Here is a 17,331-nt window from a genome sequence, read left to right as displayed (position 1 = left end):
AGCGATCTGTCTTAACTGATCGGCATTACGCAAATGCGGGTTTTTTATTAACGATTAAGCTTCTGGCTCATCGGTTTTGTACTTGGCGGCAACGTCTTTAACTAACGTCTGCAGCTCACCTTTTTGGTACATTTCAGTCAAAATATCACAGCCACCGATTAATTCACCTTCAACCCACAGTTGTGGGAAGGTTGGCCAATTTGCATATTTTGGTAATTCGGCGCGGATATCTGGATGCTGTAAAATATCAACATAAGCAAACTGCTCACCCATATTGATCATTAACTGTGCAACCTGAGATGAAAAACCACAGCTTGGCAATTTAGGTGACCCTTTCATGTAAACAATGATTGGGTTTTCGGCAATTTGTTGCTTAATCTTTTCTACGGTTTCCATGCTTGTTCCTAAGTTAATACATGCTGAACTTATCCAATATTGTACGCTAAGCCATCCAAGAACAAAATCCCACAGATTGTAAGTCTTTTACTTAATGGCTTATTTCGATGATGACTATCTAGCCAATCGGTAAATTGATGATTCACTTCACACAATTAATCAGTACAATAGAGACATCAGCACGGTCAAGATAATGACCAATACAATCCACGGAGAGAATCGCATGGCTTTTACCTTACCCGCTTTACCTTACGCTATGGATGCACTTGAGCCACACATTTCTAAAGAAACCTTAGAATATCACTATGGCAAGCATCACAATACCTATGTAGTCAAACTGAATGGTTTGATTGAAGGGACTGATTTTGCTGACAAAACTTTAGAAGAAATCGTTAAGACTTCTACTGCTGGTGTATTTAACAACGCCGCTCAAGTATGGAACCACACTTTTTACTGGCATTGTTTAGCCCCTAACGCTGGCGGCGAACCAACAGGTGCTGTGGCTGACGCTATCAAGGCGCAGTTCGGTTCTTTTGCTGAATTCCAAGCTAAGTTTAACGATAGCGCTGTTAACAACTTCGGTAGTTCTTGGACTTGGTTAGTTAAGAATGCTGATGGTAGTTTAGCCATTGTTAACACTAGCAACGCTGCTACCCCACTAACTCAAGCTGGTGTAACGCCTCTGCTGACCGTTGATTTGTGGGAACACGCTTATTACATCGATTACCGTAACTTGCGTCCAGATTACTTAGCTAACTTCTGGAAATTAGTGAACTGGAACTTTGTAAACGAGAATCTGCAAGGCTAATCATCAGCCTTGATAATAAGGAGCTCTTAGAGCTCCTTTTTTATGGTTAGCGTTTATTAACAGCGTCGACAATGCGTTTGCAACTGTTGCGTTTGCAACTATTTGTCGTTGTTTTTATTAAATATTTTTGACCTTTATGTAAATATAGTGTCTATTCTTAACTAAGGGATGGGATGATAATCATCGTATTGTTAAGTCAGCGCTTCAGGGGGTCAATATGAGCATTTTTGAGCACTACCAACAACGCTACGAAAGGAAGCTCGACGAAGAGTATAGCTTGCAGGAGTTTTTAGATATTTGTAAAAACGATCGCAGTGCCTATGTATCAGCAGCAGAACGCCTGCTAATGGCCATTGGTGATCCTGAAGTGATTGACACTTCAAAAGATCCCATTCTTAGCCGCATTTTTTCTAACCGTCTGATTTCAAGGTTCCCAGCGTTTAAAGATTTTTATGGCATGGAAGAAGCCATAGAGCAAATCGTTGCTTATCTAAAACATTCAGCCCAAGGGCTTGAAGAATCAAAACAAATCCTCTATCTACTGGGCCCTGTCGGCGGCGGTAAATCGTCATTAGCCGAAAAGCTCAAAGCGTTGATGCAAAAAGTACCTGTATACATTTTAAGTGCTGATGGTGTGCGTAGCCCAGTCAATGACCATCCGTTTTGTTTATTTGATGTTGATGAAGATGGCGCGATTTTAGCCAATGAATATCAAGTACCAAAACGCTACTTAAAAACCATTATGTCGCCATGGGCGGTCAAGCGCTTACACGAATTTGGTGGTGATATTAGTCGCTTTAAAGTGGTGAAGGTGTATCCGTCAATTTTGGATCAACTTGCCATCGCCAAAACTGAGCCTGGGGATGAAAACAACCAAGACATTTCCGCCTTGGTGGGAAAAGTCGATATTCGCAAGCTTGAACATTACTCCCAAGATGACGCCGACGCTTACGCCTATTCAGGCGCCTTGTGCCGCGCTAACCAAGGTTTAATGGAATTCGTGGAGATGTTTAAGGCGCCGATTAAAGTGCTGCATCCCCTATTAACGGCGACTCAAGAAGGCAACTATAACGGCACCGAAGGTTTATCCGCACTGCCTTATAGCGGCATCATCTTGGCGCACTCGAATGAATCTGAGTGGTCAGCATTTCGTAACAACAAGAACAATGAGGCTTTCTTAGACCGAGTCTACATAGTCAAAGTGCCTTATTGCTTACGAGTCTCTGAAGAAATTCGTATCTATGAAAAATTACTGGTCAATTCTGAGTTGGTCAAAGCGCCTTGCGCCCCTGGCACCTTAGAAACCTTGGCACAATTTACTGTGCTATCACGCTTAAAAACCCCAGAAAACTCTTCCTTGTTTTCAAAAATGCGGGTTTATGATGGTGAAAGCTTAAAAGATACCGACCCGAAAGCTAAGTCTTATCAAGAGTATCGCGATTATGCCGGCGTTGATGAAGGCATGCAGGGCTTATCAACCCGTTTTGCTTTCAAAATTCTATCGAAAGTCTTTAACTTTGATAGCATTGAAATTGCCGCCAACCCAGTGCACTTGTTCTACATACTTGAACGCCAGATTGAACAAGCCCAGTTCCCAAGCGACACCGCGGAGCGTTACTTGGAGTTCTTAAAAGGCTACCTCATTCCTAAATATGTGGAGTTTATTGGTAAGGAAATTCAAACCGCGTATCTCGAGTCTTATTCAGAATATGGCCAGAACATTTTTGACCGTTATGTCACTTATGCTGACTTCTGGATCCAAGATCAAGAATATCGCGACCCAGAAACTGGCCAATTATTTGACCGCTCATCGCTTAACTCTGAACTGGAGAAAATTGAAAAGCCAGCGGGCATTTCAAACCCTAAGGATTTCCGGAATGAAATCGTTAACTTCGTGCTGCGTGCACGGGCGAATCATGAAGGCAATAATCCGCAGTGGACTAGCTATGAGAAGTTGCGCACTGTGATTGAGAAGAAAATGTTCTCCAACACAGAAGATTTACTGCCTGTCATTTCCTTTAACGCTAAGACATCGACCGATGATCAGCGTAAGCATGATGACTTTGTCAATCGCATGATGGAGAAAGGCTACACCAAGAAACAAGTACGTTTACTGTCTGAGTGGTATCTCAGAGTGCGTAAATCATCTTAGTCCTACTGGAGGGGCTTAGTCCCCTCCAGCCTATGGGAGGTGCGCTATGGCTAATTTCATCGATAGACGGTTAAATGCTAAAGGAAAAAGCACAGTCAACCGCCAGCGTTTTATTGACCGCTATAAAAACCAAATCAAAAAATCAGTCAGTGAGGCCGTCACCCGCCGCAGCGTCACCGATGTGGATAAAGGCGAAAAAATCAGTATTCCGACCCGCGATATTACTGAGCCAAGTTTTCATCAAGGTAAAGGTGGCGTGCGTGATCGCGTGCATCCGGGCAATGACCAATTTATTCGCGGCGATCAAATTGAACGTCCCCAAGGCGGTGGTGGCCAAGGGAGCGGCAAAGGTGATGCCTCAGATTCTGGCGAAGGCCAAGATGAGTTTGTGTTTCAAATATCCCAAGAAGAATACTTGGAGTTATTGTTTGAAGATTTAGAACTGCCCAATTTACAAAAAAACCGCCTCAATAAATTAGTGGAATATCAGATTTATCGCGCTGGCTTTACCAATAACGGCGTGCCAGCCAACATCAACATAGTGCGTTCACTGCGCGGCTCGCAGGCGCGGCGCATTGCTATGACTTCAGGGCGTAAACGCCAACTCAATGAACTCATTGAGCAACTTGCCGCCTTAGAAAACACGCCAGGCTCACAAGCTGAGAAGATTTTAGCGCTGAAAGAAGAAATAGCTCTACTGCAACAACGCATTGATAAAGTGCCATTTATTGATACTTTCGATTTGAAGTTCAATAACTTTGCCAAACGCGAAATTCCTACCAGTCAAGCCGTGATGTTCTGTTTAATGGACGTATCAGGCTCAATGGATCAAGCCACTAAGGACATGGCTAAACGCTTTTATATCTTGCTATACCTATTTTTAACTCGAACTTATAAGAACTTAGAAGTGGTCTATATCCGCCACCACACCCAAGCCAAAGAAGTGGATGAACATGAGTTTTTCTACTCACAAGAAACCGGTGGCACCATAGTATCAAGCGCTCTTAAACTCATGTATGAAGTGCAGCAAGAACGCTACCCAGCTCATGAGTGGAACATCTACGCAGCCCAGGCCTCGGATGGTGACAATTGGGCTGATGACTCGCCAGGTTGCAAAACCTTATTAGAAGATAACATCCTGCCATTAGTGCGTTATTTCAGTTATATCGAAATCACTAATCGGGCGCATCAAACCTTATGGCGTGAATATGAAGCGCTGCAACAAAGCTACGACAATATGGCGGTCCAGCATATTCGACAAGTAGAAGATATTTACCCAGTGTTTCGAGAATTATTTAAGAAACAAGCGGTTTAAGGGGGGCTTATGACTAAAACAATGCTAACACCGTTAAGTGATGGCCCTGAATGGACCTTTGACTTAATCGAGCAATATCAAAAAGAGATTAAACGAGTTGCCGCTCATTACGGCTTAAGCAGCTACCCCAACCAAATTGAAGTGATCACAGCGGAACAAATGATGGATGCCTATGCCGGCATTGGCATGCCCATAGGTTATACCCATTGGTCTTTTGGCAAACGCTTTATTCAAACCGAGCAAGGTTATAAACGCGGCCAAATGGGGCTAGCCTATGAAATTGTGATCAACTCCAACCCGTGTATTGCCTACTTAATGGAAGAAAATACGATTACTATGCAAGCACTGGTGATTGCCCATGCTTGCTATGGTCACAATAGTTTCTTTAAAAATAATTACTTATTTAAAACTTGGACAGATGCTAGTTCCATCATAGATTATTTAGTGTTCGCTAAAAATTACATCGCCGAATGTGAAGAGCGCCATGGCGTGCGTGCGGTTGAAGACATTCTCGACTCGTGTCATGCCTTAATGAATTATGGTGTGGACCGCTATAAACGCCCGGCGGAAATATCATTCCGAGAAGAGCAATCGCGTCAACGTGAGCGCGAAGCCTATTTGCAAAGTCAGGTCAATGATTTATGGCGCACCACTATACCAAAAACCGATAGCTCCAAGACCGAGCGCCGCCAGAAGCAACGCTTTCCGATTGAGCCACAAGAGAATATTTTATACTTCGTGGAAAAAAATGCCCCGCTGCTCGAGCCATGGCAGCGCGAGCTAGTGCGCATTGTGCGCAAGATGTCGCAATATTTTTATCCGCAAAAGCAAACTCAAGTCATGAACGAAGGCTGGGCGACATTTTGGCATTACACCATATTGAATCATCTTTATGATGATGGCGTAGTGACAGACCGCTTTATGTTGGAGTTTTTGCAAAGCCATACAGGTGTAGTCGCGCAACCGGCCTACAACAGCCGTTATTACAGTGGCATTAATCCTTATGCGTTAGGCTTTAATATGTTTATGGACATCAAACGGATTTGTGAAGAACCGACCGATGAAGATAGGCACTGGTTTCCTGACATAGTCGATACCGATTGGTTAACGACGTTACACTTTGCCATGGAAAACTTTAAAGATGAAAGCTTTATCAGCCAGTACTTATCGCCACGCTTAATTCGCCAATTTAAGTTTTTTGGTGTGCATGATGACACCAATAAACAGTTTTTATCTGTGTCGGCCATCCATGACGAGCAAGGTTATCGTGATATCCGTCATACTTTATCGCAGCAATATAACTTGTCGAATTTGGAACCCAACATTCAGGTCTGCCAAGTGGATGTCGCGGGAGATAGGTCAATCACCTTAAGATACGTGCCTCATCAAGGTATTCCGTTAGCGGATTCTTGCCAAGAAGTGGTGCGTCATCTGCATAGGTTGTGGCAGTTTGACGTGAGAATTGAGCAACATAATGACGATGGTAGCCGCCAAATCATTGCCAGTTGCCCGATTTCTGATAAGCCCCATCGCTCGCAGCCATAATGGCTTAAGACTAATCGAAAACTGCAAATACAAAAAATGCCCCATTTTGGGGCATTTTCTTGATAAGTCCACTCAAGATAACTGTCTAACATAACACTGAGTCTAGTGGTTGTTAGGGTAGTTCATCGGTAGTTATTTCAGCTCCTGAGCAACATCAGCAGGCATATCATCTCTAAGCTTTAACCACATTTTGCCACTGTCCATACCATAATGGCGCATCAACATAGGCACATCCATATAGTTGCTTTCTTGGGCTAACATTTCCAGCTTGCGATAAAAATTTAGCGCTAATAAACGCGCTTCGCTGCTGCTGAAATAATAACGGCCAACGCCACTATACAGCTTCTTAAAGCCATTAAGGATCAACACATACAATGGATTACCAGAAGAGAACGCCATGGTATGGTGCAATTGATAGTCAAATTCAGCATAAGCCTCAGCCGTATCTTCAAGCTCATGAATACCGCTCAAGACTTCGGTCGCAATCTTAGGGTTCATGCGAATACAGCCACGGAAATAAATGGCGCTGATATTGGTTCTAGCAGACAGTAATTGGTCGACTAAGGTAGGAAAACCTTCGGGGTCTAGATCTGCTATGGTACTTAAAATATTAAGACCTGAGGTTTCCCAGACATTGTTAACACGAGTCGGTTTACCATGTTGGATAGTTAACCAACCATCACGCGCTAAACGTTGTAATACTTCTCGAAGCGTGGTGCGAGTCACACCTATCAGTTCTGACAGCTCACGTTCAGCTGGCAATATTGAGCCAGGTGGGAATTTTTCTTCCCAAATGGATCGCACAATATACTTTTCTGCAAAACTTGCAGGTCCTTTGGCTTCGATAATCATCAGCCCACTATCCTTTGGTCTTGCATTAATATTGGCGCTTATCATACCAGAAGGGACAAAAATGAAAACCCAAAGCGTAAATGCATAAAAATCATAAATTAAAAGTTAACAATTATGATAAATGGGCTTTATCTTTAAAATACTGCCATTATGTTGTATAGATCAGGTTTAGACTAATTATCCCGTCATTGACATGACATTAGTTTGCACTTTACGTTAGAATTTAGCGATAACAAACACATGTTTAGCCGCTAGTTATATTTAAATTATTTAGGAGTACGGAAGCCATGCCTGTGACCTTAAGTCAGGCGTTTATCTCAAACTTTTTAGGCAGTTCGCCTAAGTGGTATAAGATAACAATCCTCGCATTTTTACTAATTAACCCGATCCTGTTTTATTTCGACCCATTTGTTGCTGGTTGGGCATTAGTTATACAGTTTATTTTCACCTTGGCCATGGCATTAAAATGCTACCCATTACAACCTGGTGGTTTACTTGCCATAGAAGCCGTCATTATAGGAATGACAACGCCTAACCAAGTCATGCATGAAATCGAAGCCAACCTCGAGGTCATTTTATTACTGGTGTTTATGGTCGCCGGCATTTACTTCATGAAGCAGTTGCTGCTATTTGGCTTCACTAAGATAATCACTAAGGTGCGCAGCAAAACAGCGGTATCGCTAATGTTCTGTGCCGCCGCCGCCTTCTTATCAGCCTTTTTAGATGCATTGACCGTTATCGCGGTAATCATTGCCGTTGCCGTTGGTTTTTATAGCATTTATCACAAGGTTGCCTCTGGCATGTCTTTTGGTGAAAGCCATGACCAGCCACAAAATAACAACCAAACCTTAGATGAACATGAAAATGAATTAGAAGCCTTTCGGGGTTATTTACGTAATTTATTAATGCATGCTGGTGTTGGTACCGCCTTAGGTGGTGTTTGCACTATGGTGGGGGAACCGCAAAACCTGATTATTGCAGCGCAAGCTAATTGGAACTTTGCTGAGTTTGCTATTCGCATGTCACCTGTGACAGTGCCTGTATTTTTCGCGGGTTTATTGACTTGCTTGGCCGTTGAAAAATTCAAAATCTTCGGTTATGGCGCCCAGTTGCCCGAAGCAGTACATAAAATTTTGTGTGAATACGCCGACCATGAAGATGCTCACCGCACTAATCGCGACAACATGAAACTGATAGTGCAAGCCATAGTGGGTGTATGGCTAGTGGTAGGTTTAGCCATGCATTTAGCCTCTGTAGGCTTAATCGGCTTAACTGTCATTATCTTGTGTACTGCGTTCAATGGCGTCACCGATGAGCATGCCTTAGGTAAAGCCTTCGAAGAAGCGCTGCCTTTCACCTCATTATTGGCCGTATTCTTTGCAGTTGTGGCCGTGATTATTGACCAGCAATTGTTTGCGCCTGTTATTCAGTGGGCTCTGAGCTTTGAAGGTAATATACAATTAGTGGTGTTCTTCATTGCTAATGCCGTGTTATCTATGGTGTCTGACAACGTGTTTGTGGGTACTGTTTATATTAACGAAGTGAAAGCTGCTTTATTAAATGGTCAAATTACCCGTGAACAATTCGACTTATTAGCGGTTGCTATTAACACTGGGACTAACTTACCTTCGGTAGCTACACCGAACGGACAAGCAGCCTTCTTGTTCTTATTAACCTCAGCCTTGGCGCCACTCATCCGCTTATCTTACGGACGCATGGTGTGGATGGCGCTGCCATATACCATCATCTTGTCTGTCGTTGGCCTAGTGACCATTGAGACAGGTTTCTTAGTGGAGATGACTCAGTACTTTTATGACAATAACTTCTTAATTCACCATAGTGTGCAAGAAGTGATGAATAGCGGCGCTGCCTCACATTAAGTTGACCGCCCTAATAACTATCGAGTAAAGTCAAACGCCCTGATCTCAGGGCGTTTTTTATTGATAGGAGTTGTTGTGATCACCGAAAACCAGCTAACCCAATTTAGCCATTCTCGTCGTTCATGGGCCATCCTTGGCCTAACGGCCCTCGCCCTTGAAATCACCGCCTTATTTTTTCAATATGGTCTTGGACTCACGCCTTGCGTCATGTGTGTCTATATTCGCCTCGCCGTATTTGGCATAGGTGTAGCGGCGTTAATTAATATTATTTATCCAGTGCGCACAGTGAGAATCGTAGGCGGCCTACTTTGGCTGGTGAGTGCTGGCTGGGGATTACAAATTGCGACCGAATTAGTCGCGATTCAATCAGACCCATCCCCTTTTGCCACTTGTGATTTTTTACCTAACTTCCCAAGTTTCATGCCGCTGCATGACTGGTTCCCAGCCGTTCTTATGCCAACGGGCATGTGCACAGATTCAGTGTGGAGCATGTTAGGGTTAAGCATGGCGCAGTGGATGCAAGTGTGTTTCAGTCTCTATTTAATCGCCTGGGTCATTATGGCCAAGCCGTTATACAGGGCAAATATTACTAGCCATCACTCAGACTGATGTAAAAATCCTACTGATATAAAAAGGCAAAGGAATGCATATGATAAAAGTATTGATAGCCCTGCTATTTATCACTGGTTCTTATGTTTATAGTGCAAGAGCTTATAGTGCGGATATAGAGGTTGTGGTTGAGGCTGATGTTGGCCTTAACCAACAGCAATTAGTTGATAGCAGTCGAGAGCGCATTATCCCGATTAATATTACTAAACCTTTGCATCACTCGCAGCAGAGCGCATCACAATGCAGTGCACTCAAGCCCTGCCCTGTGGTGTTTATCAGTGCCGGTTACGGCGTACCTCATCTTAAATATACCTTTATTCGCCAGCTATTTAATCAGCAAGGCTACTTAGTAGTTGAAATAGCCCATGAATTAGCCAGCGACCCTATGCTCGCCACCCAAGGTAACTTTTTTGTCACCCGTCAGGAAAATTGGCAACGCGGCGCGCAAACCTTAACTTTTGTGCGAGATACGTTGAAAAAGCGCCTGCCTGAGTTTGATTTTGACCATCTGACGTTAGTAGGACATTCCAATGGCGGCGATATATCTGCATGGCTTGCCAACCAACCAAATGACTATATCAGTCGGTTGATCACCTTAGATCATCGCAGAATGCCATTGCCAACGACTACAGCCATTAACATATTATCGATTAGAGCCAGTGATTTTGCGGCGGATGAGGGTGTATTGCCCACAAAAACAAATAGTCAGTCCCAAGCTATATGTGTTGTTACCTTAATCGATGCAAAACACAATGACATGACAGATGATGGACCGCCATGGCTAACCCATAAAATTCGTGAATTAATTGAGCAGTTTATCGGCGCGCAGGTAGTCACTCAGCAAGAGCTACAAACCTGTCGCCATAAAAAAGCCCAGCGCATAGGCTAGGCATTTTTATGGCACTTGGCATTGGGCTAACTCGTTACCTGTTTATCTGTGTCGCGATAAATACAACGGCGGCGCTAGTCCAAAATGAGTAGTTATTCAACGTCTTGCAATGGCCAAAGCACTATATGATCTTCAATATCTATGACTTTGCTTTCACAAACCACTTTACCAGACACTGACATACCCGCATTAATCATGGCGGTTTTTGAACCAGTTAATAACGGATGCCAGCTTGGCAAATCACGTTCTTGATAAATACGGCGATACGCACAAGAATCCGGTAACCAAGTCAACTCAGCAATATTCTCAGGGGTAATGCGAGTACATTCAGGCACTTCTTGAAAGCGATCGGCATACTTTTGACAGCCGCCTGACGCCGTATTAAGAAGCTTACAAGCCGCATTGGTATAATAGAGTTGCTCAGTCTCATCATCGATAAGTTTGTTCAAACAACATTTACTACAGCCATCGCACAGAGACTCCCACTCTTCATGGGTAAACTCAGCTAGCTTTTTTTGCTTCCAAAACGACATACATGACCACTTGATACTTGAGAAAAGTCGGCTAGTTTACACTATTTTAGTTGAGGAAACTTGATCCGCTCTGATAAATAGGTCACTGAAATACTGTCATAGTGATTATCAAGCCATGCATTGATGGCTCGATAGTTGTCATACACCAGATAAATGCGCCCTTTTTTACCATCAGGCGCTATTACATTAGCGCGTATGCTATCGACGTTTGGTAAGTCAGTACCATCAAAACGGCGCACGCCTTGTTGTTGCCAGTAACTAAAGGCTTGCGGTGCTTGCGCTTGGCTTAAATCAAAATCCACGGGCAATTGCACTTGGCGTCCCCAAGTGGCTTCTTGCTGCCAACCCTGCTGCTTGAGTATATTGGCTATGGTCGCGAATATATCGGCATGATTTTGCCAAATATCAACTTTGCCATCGTCATCGCCATCAACACCATGGGATAAGTATTGCGATGCCGTTAAAGCGACTTGTCCAAGGCGCGCGTCTCTATTGCCCACAAAATCTTGCGGGCTTAGCCCTGATTGCGCTAATGCCACCACAGCATCGATAAAGCTTGCTTGCTGCGCCTCATCGCTCTGGCTTTGACTGGCTAATATAGTTAACACCGGAAACTGCCCCGCTTGCTCACCATAATTAGACCTAATGCCCCAGAGCGCTAAGATAAACCTTGGCTGCACCCCAAAACGCTCGCCGATTTTATCTAGCAGCCCTTGGTGCTCTTGCAATAAGGCTAAGCCCCGTTCAACCTTGTGATTAGGCACTTGAGTTGCAAGATAAGTATCAAGATTAACAGTGGTTTGCTGCGCAGGCGCTACCGAGTAGCGGAAGTAAGGCTTAATACCCACCATGATCTTATCTAACGCGCGGCTATCTAATGAATGGCGAGGGTCAGCTAATACCGCCGATGTTAACTGCGCAAGATGCGATGAGAATTGTTGTTCAGCAGGCTGATTTGCCTGTGAATTAGCAGAAACTCCAGATGTGATGCCAATTAATAACACTGCTGCACGCACATATAGTTTCATTAAACATCCTTGTTATCAACATGAGTACCTTTAACCAATTCTAGTCGAGATACTCGCTTTTATTAGTCACTCGCTGGCGCTAGGCCTTGCTTGTATTCTTTAAGTAAATCAACTGGTGGCGGCGGTAACTGTAAATAATATCCTTTGCTAGTTAACTGCTCTCTAACCTTATGAATATCAGCCATCCCCAAATGATCGCGTTTATCAAGTGACATGACCATGACTAATTTAGCAGTTCCAAACATTGTCATTAATTCAGCGGGAACATCGCTGAAATCATCCCTTTTTTTTACAAAGAGATAGCTATCGGCCTTACGGCTGCTTTTATATACGGCACAGAGCATATTTTCATTAAATTCCAGTTTAACAAACCTTGTCAGGCTAAGGCCCACACTATAACATGACATCATAATGATAAAGCTATAATGCAAGGCTAGAAATTTAGCCTAGCTAATGTTTTTTGGGAGCAATCGATCTTGATGCCGACACCTAGCCTGGAATTAAAAGGCTCGACTTTCACTTTTTCGGTGCTCTATATAAATAGCAGTGACTTGAATCAATTAGCCGATGAATTAACGGCTAAAGTGGCTCAAGCTCCGCAGTTTTTTGCGCAAGCGCCCATCATAGTTAATTTAAGTCACCCATTGGCTCATGCCCTCGACTTAAGCAGTTTATTTAACGTTATTCGGGCGCATGATTTTATTATCGTTGGTATAAGTGCAGCTTCTAATAACCATAATCTAGAAGCTAAAGATTTAGGTGTGGCGGTAGTTAAAGCCGGTAAAGATGCATTTTGCCCACCGCCACCGCCAAGAACCACCAAAATAGTCAGACAGAATGTTCGTTCTGGCCAACAAATTTATGCCAAAGACGGCGATTTAATTGTCTTTGGCGCTGTCGGTAATGGGGCTGAAGTCATTGCTGATGGCAATATCCATATTTATGGCAGCTTGCGAGGCAAGGCAATGGCAGGCGCCAATGGCGATCGCCATGCCATTATTCTCGCCCATGATCTACAAGCTGAATTAGTTTCTATTGCTGGGCAATATTGGTTATCAGAAAACTTGCAGCAGTACAGCGATATTAAAAGCGGTTGTATTCGTCTTGATGGCGAATCACTGATAGTTGAATCAATACCTGTGTAGGACGCAGGCAAATAAAGGATAAATACATGGCACAAATTATTGTTGTCACATCCGGCAAAGGTGGGGTGGGCAAAACCACTTCCAGCGCAGCGATTGGCACAGGACTAGCTCTCGCTGGGCATAAAACCGTTGTTATTGATTTTGATATCGGTTTACGAAATCTTGATCTGATCATGGGATGTGAACGTCGAGTGGTTTACGACTTCGTTAACGTTATCAATGGCGAATCGAATCTTAATCAAGCGCTCATTAAAGATAAGCGTTGTGACAAGTTGTTTATTTTACCGGCATCGCAAACTCGTGATAAAGAAGCCTTAACCAAAGAAGGCGTCGGTAAGGTATTAGATGCATTATCGCAAGATTTTGATTACATCATCTGTGATTCTCCTGCTGGCATTGAAAATGGCGCCATGATGGCCCTGTATTATGCCGATATTGCCATTGTCACTACTAACCCAGAAGTGAGTTCAGTGCGCGATTCTGATCGCATCTTAGGCATGCTGCAAAGTAAATCACGCCGCGCTGAGCAAAACTTAGAGCCGATTAAAGAGTACCTGCTATTAACCCGCTATTCGCCAAGCCGAGTGGCATTAGGCGAAATGCTCAGTGTGTCAGATGTTGAAGAAATTCTGGCCATCGAGTTACTGGGAGTGATTCCGGAGTCGCAAGCGGTTTTAAAAGCATCAAACTCTGGCGTGCCTGTCATCATGGATGATCAAAGTGATGCTGGCATGGCCTATGCCGACACTATTAACCGCTTACTTGGCCAAGATATCCCGCTTAGATTTGTCACTGAAGCCAAGAAAAGCTTCTTGAAACGTATATTTGGTAGCTAACTATGTCATTACTCGATTACTTCAAAAGCAGTAAAAAGGCGAATACCGCGGTAACCGCCAAGGAGAGACTGCAAATTATCGTGGCCCACCAACGTTCAGATCGTGGTATGCCAGATTATTTCCCACAAATGAAGCAAGAGATTATCGATGTTATTCGTAAATACATCACTATCTCTGACGAGCAAGTCAGTTTTCAGTTAGATCAAAATGACGAAAACCTCTCAGTATTAGAGTTAAACGTCACCTTGCCCGATAAAAACTAATAAAAAAGGCGCTTAATGCGCCTTTTTTTATGCCAGTTTACTTCAAACTTAGCAGCCAAGTATCAAGCACTTAGCGAATAAACTGTACTTTCACTTGTTGCAAGCTCTCAGCGCATAATTGCGCGCGCCAGCCTTGCAGCAGCAAAGGCTCAGCCAATTGCTTATGATGCCAAATCCAGGCTAAATATTCATGAATATGACGCTTTGAGGCCAGTAACTCCTCTGGCACTTGATGCGCCTCGCACACTTGCAGCAACTCAGTCTTAATGGCTTTAAATGCAGGTTTATAGCCAGATTGCAGCGCTAGAATATCAATCGGCTCAGGGCAATCGCTAAAATCGACCTTATTGATGATATTGACTAACCCTTGCCCTAAGACACGCTTTTCATGGTCAGTCAGCTCAGACATTCTTAATAAGCTTTCCAGCGTTTTCGGCTGACGTTTAGCCAAGGCTAAGAGCACATGATCTTTCACCACAAAGCCTAAGGCTAAATCACGCTCAATGGCGCGATGTAAACGCCAAGCGGCTAAGTCACGCAATACCGCCAACTCTTCACTACTCAGCTGAAAGGCATTCTTGACTTTAAGATAGGCTAATTGCGGATCCGTTGGCGTTAATCGCCCTTGGGTTAAGCGCTGGCCTTCTTCAAATAACCAGTCAAGTCGCTGTTTACTATTCAATTCCGCCAATAATTGCGGATACAACTGATATAAGTAATACACATCATTGGCGGCATATTGTAATTGTGCCTGACTGAGGGGACGCTTTAACCAATCGGTACGCGACTCACCTTTATCAAGCTCAACCCCTAAGCAAGATTGCACTAACTTAGCGTAGCCAAGTCCATGGCCCATACCGTTTAACGCGGCGGCTAATTGGCTATCAAATAATGGCGCCGGTTGGCACTGGCCATAATGGGCAAACACTTCTAGATCTTCACTGCATGAATGCACTAATTTCACTATGTTAGTGTCTTGCAATAACGCCCAGAAGCCCGATAAATCTGGCACGGCAATCGGGTCAATTAACGCTAACGTCTTACCATCATAGGCCTGAATGAGACCCAGCTTGGCATAATAGGTTCGGGTGCGAACAAATTCAGTGTCTAGTACCAGTAATGGGGCATGACGATATTGTGCCACTAAAGCATCGATACTGACTTGGTCACTGATATACAAATAATCTAACAAAACACACTCCTGTTAGCGGAAAAGAAAAAACCGGCTATTGCCGGTTTTGCCAATCTAGTGAGCCTTAGGCTGCACTTCATCACGAAGCTGTCGCCGTAAGATCTTACCCACATTGGTCTTAGGCAATTCATCCCTAAATTCTACCAGCTTAGGGATCTTATATCCCGTTAAAAGATGGCGACAATGCTTGATGATTTCATCTTCGGTCAGCGATTTATCTTTAGCGACCACAAATATTTTCACTAATTCGCCGCTAACATCATGAGGAACGCCAACTGCGGCGACTTCTAGCACTTTAGGATGCATGGCCACCACATCTTCCACTTCATTGGGGAAAACGTTGAAGCCAGACACTAAAATCATGTCCTTTTTGCGATCGACGATAAAGAAGAAACCTTTTTCATCCATGTAACCTATGTCGCCTGTGGCTAAATAACCATCACTGCCGATGACTTCTGCCGTTTCTTCTGGGCGCTGCCAGTAACCTTGCATCACTTGCGGGCCTTTGACATACAATTCGCCGCGCTCGCCTTGTGGCAATACTTGCCCTTCTTCACTGCGAATTTGAATATCAGTTGAAGGCGCTGGGAAACCAATGGAGCCGTTATAACCATCAAGATTATAAGGACAGCAAGTCACTAATGGTGAGGCTTCAGTTAAGCCATAACCTTCAAGTAATCGGGTTTTAGTAATGTTTTGCCATTTATCAGCGACAGCGCGCTGCACAGCCATACCGCCACCTATGGATAATTTCAGTTTACTAAAATCTAGTTCAGCAAACTTAGGATTATTCACTAAGGCATTAAACAAGGTATTGACCCCGGTTAAGGCAGTAAATGGGTGCGACTCAAGATCGTCAATAAAAGCAGGAATATCACGCGGATTGGTGATCAGCACATTGTTCGCGCCTTTCTTTAAAAACAGCATGGCATTTACGGTAAACGCGAAAATATGATAAAGCGGCAAGGCAGTAACCACTGTCTCTTCGCCATCTTTTAATGCTGGTGAATAGGCGCCATCGGCTTGCAACACGTTAGCCACCACGTTGCCATGGGTCAGCATAGCGCCTTTAGAGACACCGGTAGTGCCACCTGTATATTGCAGCAAGGCGAGATCGGTAAGGCCAAGTACAGGCTTAACATACTGCATCCGGCGACCTTTAGTGAGCGCTTGGCGCATTGAAATCGCGTGCGGCAGCGAATACTTAGGGACTAATTTCTTAATGTATTTGACGACAAAATTCACTAAGGTGCGTTTAGGTGGGCTTAATAAATCCCCAAGACCAGTAATGATGACGCTCTTTACTGGAGTTTCATCAACCACTTCTTCAAGAGTGCGGGCAAAGTTAGAAACCACCACTATGGCCTTAGCGCCAGAATCGATTAACTGATGCTTAAGCTCACGTGGCGTGTACAGTGGATTAACGTTGACAACCACTAGACCTGCGCGCAGCACACCAAACAAGGCTATCGGATATTGCAGCAAGTTGGGCATCATAATCGCCACGCGATCGCCCTTTTCAAGCTTTAGCTCATTTTGTAAATAAGCGGCAAAGGCGCGACTACGCTCTTCTAACTTACGGTAGGTTAAATTGGCGCCCATATTCACATAGGCGCTTTGATCAGCATAAGTGTGAACTGATTTTTCAAACATATCGACCAGAGAGCTATACACTTCAGGGTTAATATTCGCAGGCACATCGGCCGGTAAATGATGAATCCAAGGTTGGTTCACTAAATGTATCTCCTAATCAATCGTCGGTGAGAGGCGTTACTAGGCGCCTTGAGATCCACCGAGTGCTATTTGTTATTATGACGACGGTAAAATCATACAGTCGTTTTAATGTTGATCATCATCACACAAATTTAACAAGCTGCCTAGCCCTCAA

General features: G+C 43.9%; 17 protein-coding genes. 10 read left to right on the top strand and 7 right to left on the bottom strand.

Translation table 11 applies throughout. The annotated features are described in order from the left end of the window. Nucleotides 1-54: 54 nt before the first annotated feature. Nucleotides 55-396, bottom strand: coding sequence for a Grx4 family monothiol glutaredoxin (locus FJQ87_RS09415; protein WP_140932422.1), 342 nt, complete (start codon nt 394-396; stop codon nt 55-57). A gap of 223 nt (nt 397-619) precedes the next feature. Between FJQ87_RS09415 and sodB the strand changes: the two genes are divergently transcribed. The 4 genes from sodB to FJQ87_RS09395 all read left to right on the top strand — a co-directional run bounded on the left by sodB (nt 620) and on the right by FJQ87_RS09395 (nt 6,216). Beyond that, a complete protein-coding gene (sodB, locus tag FJQ87_RS09410; RefSeq protein ID WP_140934059.1) occupies nt 620-1,204 on the top strand; it encodes a superoxide dismutase [Fe] in 585 nt (194 codons plus the stop codon). Between the two features lie 217 nt (nt 1,205-1,421). Further along, complete coding sequence (locus FJQ87_RS09405; protein ID WP_140932421.1) at nt 1,422-3,356, top strand: PrkA family serine protein kinase; 1,935 nt, start codon at nt 1,422-1,424, stop codon at nt 3,354-3,356. Nucleotides 3,357-3,402: 46 nt separating this feature from the next. After that, nucleotides 3,403-4,671 (top strand): YeaH/YhbH family protein, encoded by a 1,269-nt coding sequence (locus FJQ87_RS09400; RefSeq protein WP_140932420.1) that lies wholly within the window; start codon nt 3,403-3,405, stop codon nt 4,669-4,671. Between the two features lie 9 nt (nt 4,672-4,680). Beyond that, on the top strand, nt 4,681-6,216 hold the full coding sequence (locus tag FJQ87_RS09395) for a SpoVR family protein (RefSeq protein WP_140932419.1): 1,536 nt from the start codon (nt 4,681-4,683) through the stop codon (nt 6,214-6,216). Between the two features lie 132 nt (nt 6,217-6,348). Here FJQ87_RS09395 and fadR read toward each other — a convergent pair whose 3' ends face one another. Continuing rightward, nucleotides 6,349-7,068: a fatty acid metabolism transcriptional regulator FadR gene (gene fadR, locus FJQ87_RS09390; protein ID WP_140932418.1), complete on the bottom strand. Its 720-nt coding sequence runs from the start codon at nt 7,066-7,068 to the stop codon at nt 6,349-6,351. A 287-nt stretch (nt 7,069-7,355) separates the two neighbouring features. Between fadR and nhaB the strand changes: the two genes are divergently transcribed. The 3 genes from nhaB to FJQ87_RS09375 all read left to right on the top strand — a co-directional run bounded on the left by nhaB (nt 7,356) and on the right by FJQ87_RS09375 (nt 10,446). Further along, nucleotides 7,356-8,948: a sodium/proton antiporter NhaB gene (gene nhaB, locus FJQ87_RS09385; RefSeq protein WP_140932417.1), complete on the top strand. Its 1,593-nt coding sequence runs from the start codon at nt 7,356-7,358 to the stop codon at nt 8,946-8,948. Between the two features lie 75 nt (nt 8,949-9,023). Further along, entirely contained in the window at nt 9,024-9,557 is a 534-nt protein-coding gene (gene dsbB / locus FJQ87_RS09380; RefSeq protein WP_240778679.1) for a disulfide bond formation protein DsbB, read from the top strand. Nucleotides 9,558-9,597: 40 nt separating this feature from the next. Beyond that, a complete protein-coding gene (locus FJQ87_RS09375) occupies nt 9,598-10,446 on the top strand; it encodes an alpha/beta hydrolase (protein ID WP_206194337.1) in 849 nt (282 codons plus the stop codon). 92 nt (nt 10,447-10,538) lie between these two features. Here FJQ87_RS09375 and FJQ87_RS09370 read toward each other — a convergent pair whose 3' ends face one another. The 3 genes from FJQ87_RS09370 to FJQ87_RS09360 all read right to left on the bottom strand — a co-directional run bounded on the left by FJQ87_RS09370 (nt 10,539) and on the right by FJQ87_RS09360 (nt 12,351). Further along, the gene (locus FJQ87_RS09370; RefSeq protein ID WP_140932415.1) at nt 10,539-10,979 is read right to left on the bottom strand and encodes a YcgN family cysteine cluster protein; all 441 of its coding nucleotides are present in this window, start codon (nt 10,977-10,979) and stop codon (nt 10,539-10,541) included. 41 nt (nt 10,980-11,020) lie between these two features. After that, entirely contained in the window at nt 11,021-12,007 is a 987-nt protein-coding gene (locus FJQ87_RS09365) for a lytic murein transglycosylase (RefSeq protein ID WP_140932414.1), read from the bottom strand. Between the two features lie 62 nt (nt 12,008-12,069). Continuing rightward, nucleotides 12,070-12,351, bottom strand: a complete 282-nt coding sequence (locus FJQ87_RS09360) for a YcgL domain-containing protein (protein WP_140934057.1) — start codon at nt 12,349-12,351, stop codon at nt 12,070-12,072. A 135-nt stretch (nt 12,352-12,486) separates the two neighbouring features. Here FJQ87_RS09360 and minC point away from each other — a divergent pair, with 135 nt between their 5' ends. From minC to minE, 3 genes are read left to right on the top strand one after another with little or no spacing between them, the layout of a single operon-like run. Continuing rightward, on the top strand, nt 12,487-13,152 hold the full coding sequence (minC, locus tag FJQ87_RS09355; RefSeq protein WP_140932413.1) for a septum site-determining protein MinC: 666 nt from the start codon (nt 12,487-12,489) through the stop codon (nt 13,150-13,152). 26 nt (nt 13,153-13,178) lie between these two features. Then, nucleotides 13,179-13,988: a septum site-determining protein MinD gene (gene minD, locus FJQ87_RS09350; protein ID WP_140932412.1), complete on the top strand. Its 810-nt coding sequence runs from the start codon at nt 13,179-13,181 to the stop codon at nt 13,986-13,988. A 2-nt stretch (nt 13,989-13,990) separates the two neighbouring features. Beyond that, nucleotides 13,991-14,251: a cell division topological specificity factor MinE gene (gene minE / locus FJQ87_RS09345; protein WP_140932411.1), complete on the top strand. Its 261-nt coding sequence runs from the start codon at nt 13,991-13,993 to the stop codon at nt 14,249-14,251. A 70-nt stretch (nt 14,252-14,321) separates the two neighbouring features. Here the strand turns inward: minE and rnd are convergent, their stop codons facing one another. Next, entirely contained in the window at nt 14,322-15,443 is a 1,122-nt protein-coding gene (gene rnd / locus FJQ87_RS09340; RefSeq protein WP_140932410.1) for a ribonuclease D, read from the bottom strand. Nucleotides 15,444-15,497: 54 nt separating this feature from the next. Beyond that, entirely contained in the window at nt 15,498-17,177 is a 1,680-nt protein-coding gene (gene fadD, locus FJQ87_RS09335) for a long-chain-fatty-acid--CoA ligase FadD (protein ID WP_140932409.1), read from the bottom strand. Nucleotides 17,178-17,331 lie beyond the last annotated feature (154 nt).

The sequence above is a fragment of the Shewanella sp. SNU WT4 genome (assembly GCF_006494715.1).
GTDB lineage: Bacteria > Pseudomonadota > Gammaproteobacteria > Enterobacterales > Shewanellaceae > Shewanella.
The sequence above is the reverse complement of the archived record's forward strand: the minus strand, read 5'-3'. Positions and strand labels throughout refer to the sequence as shown.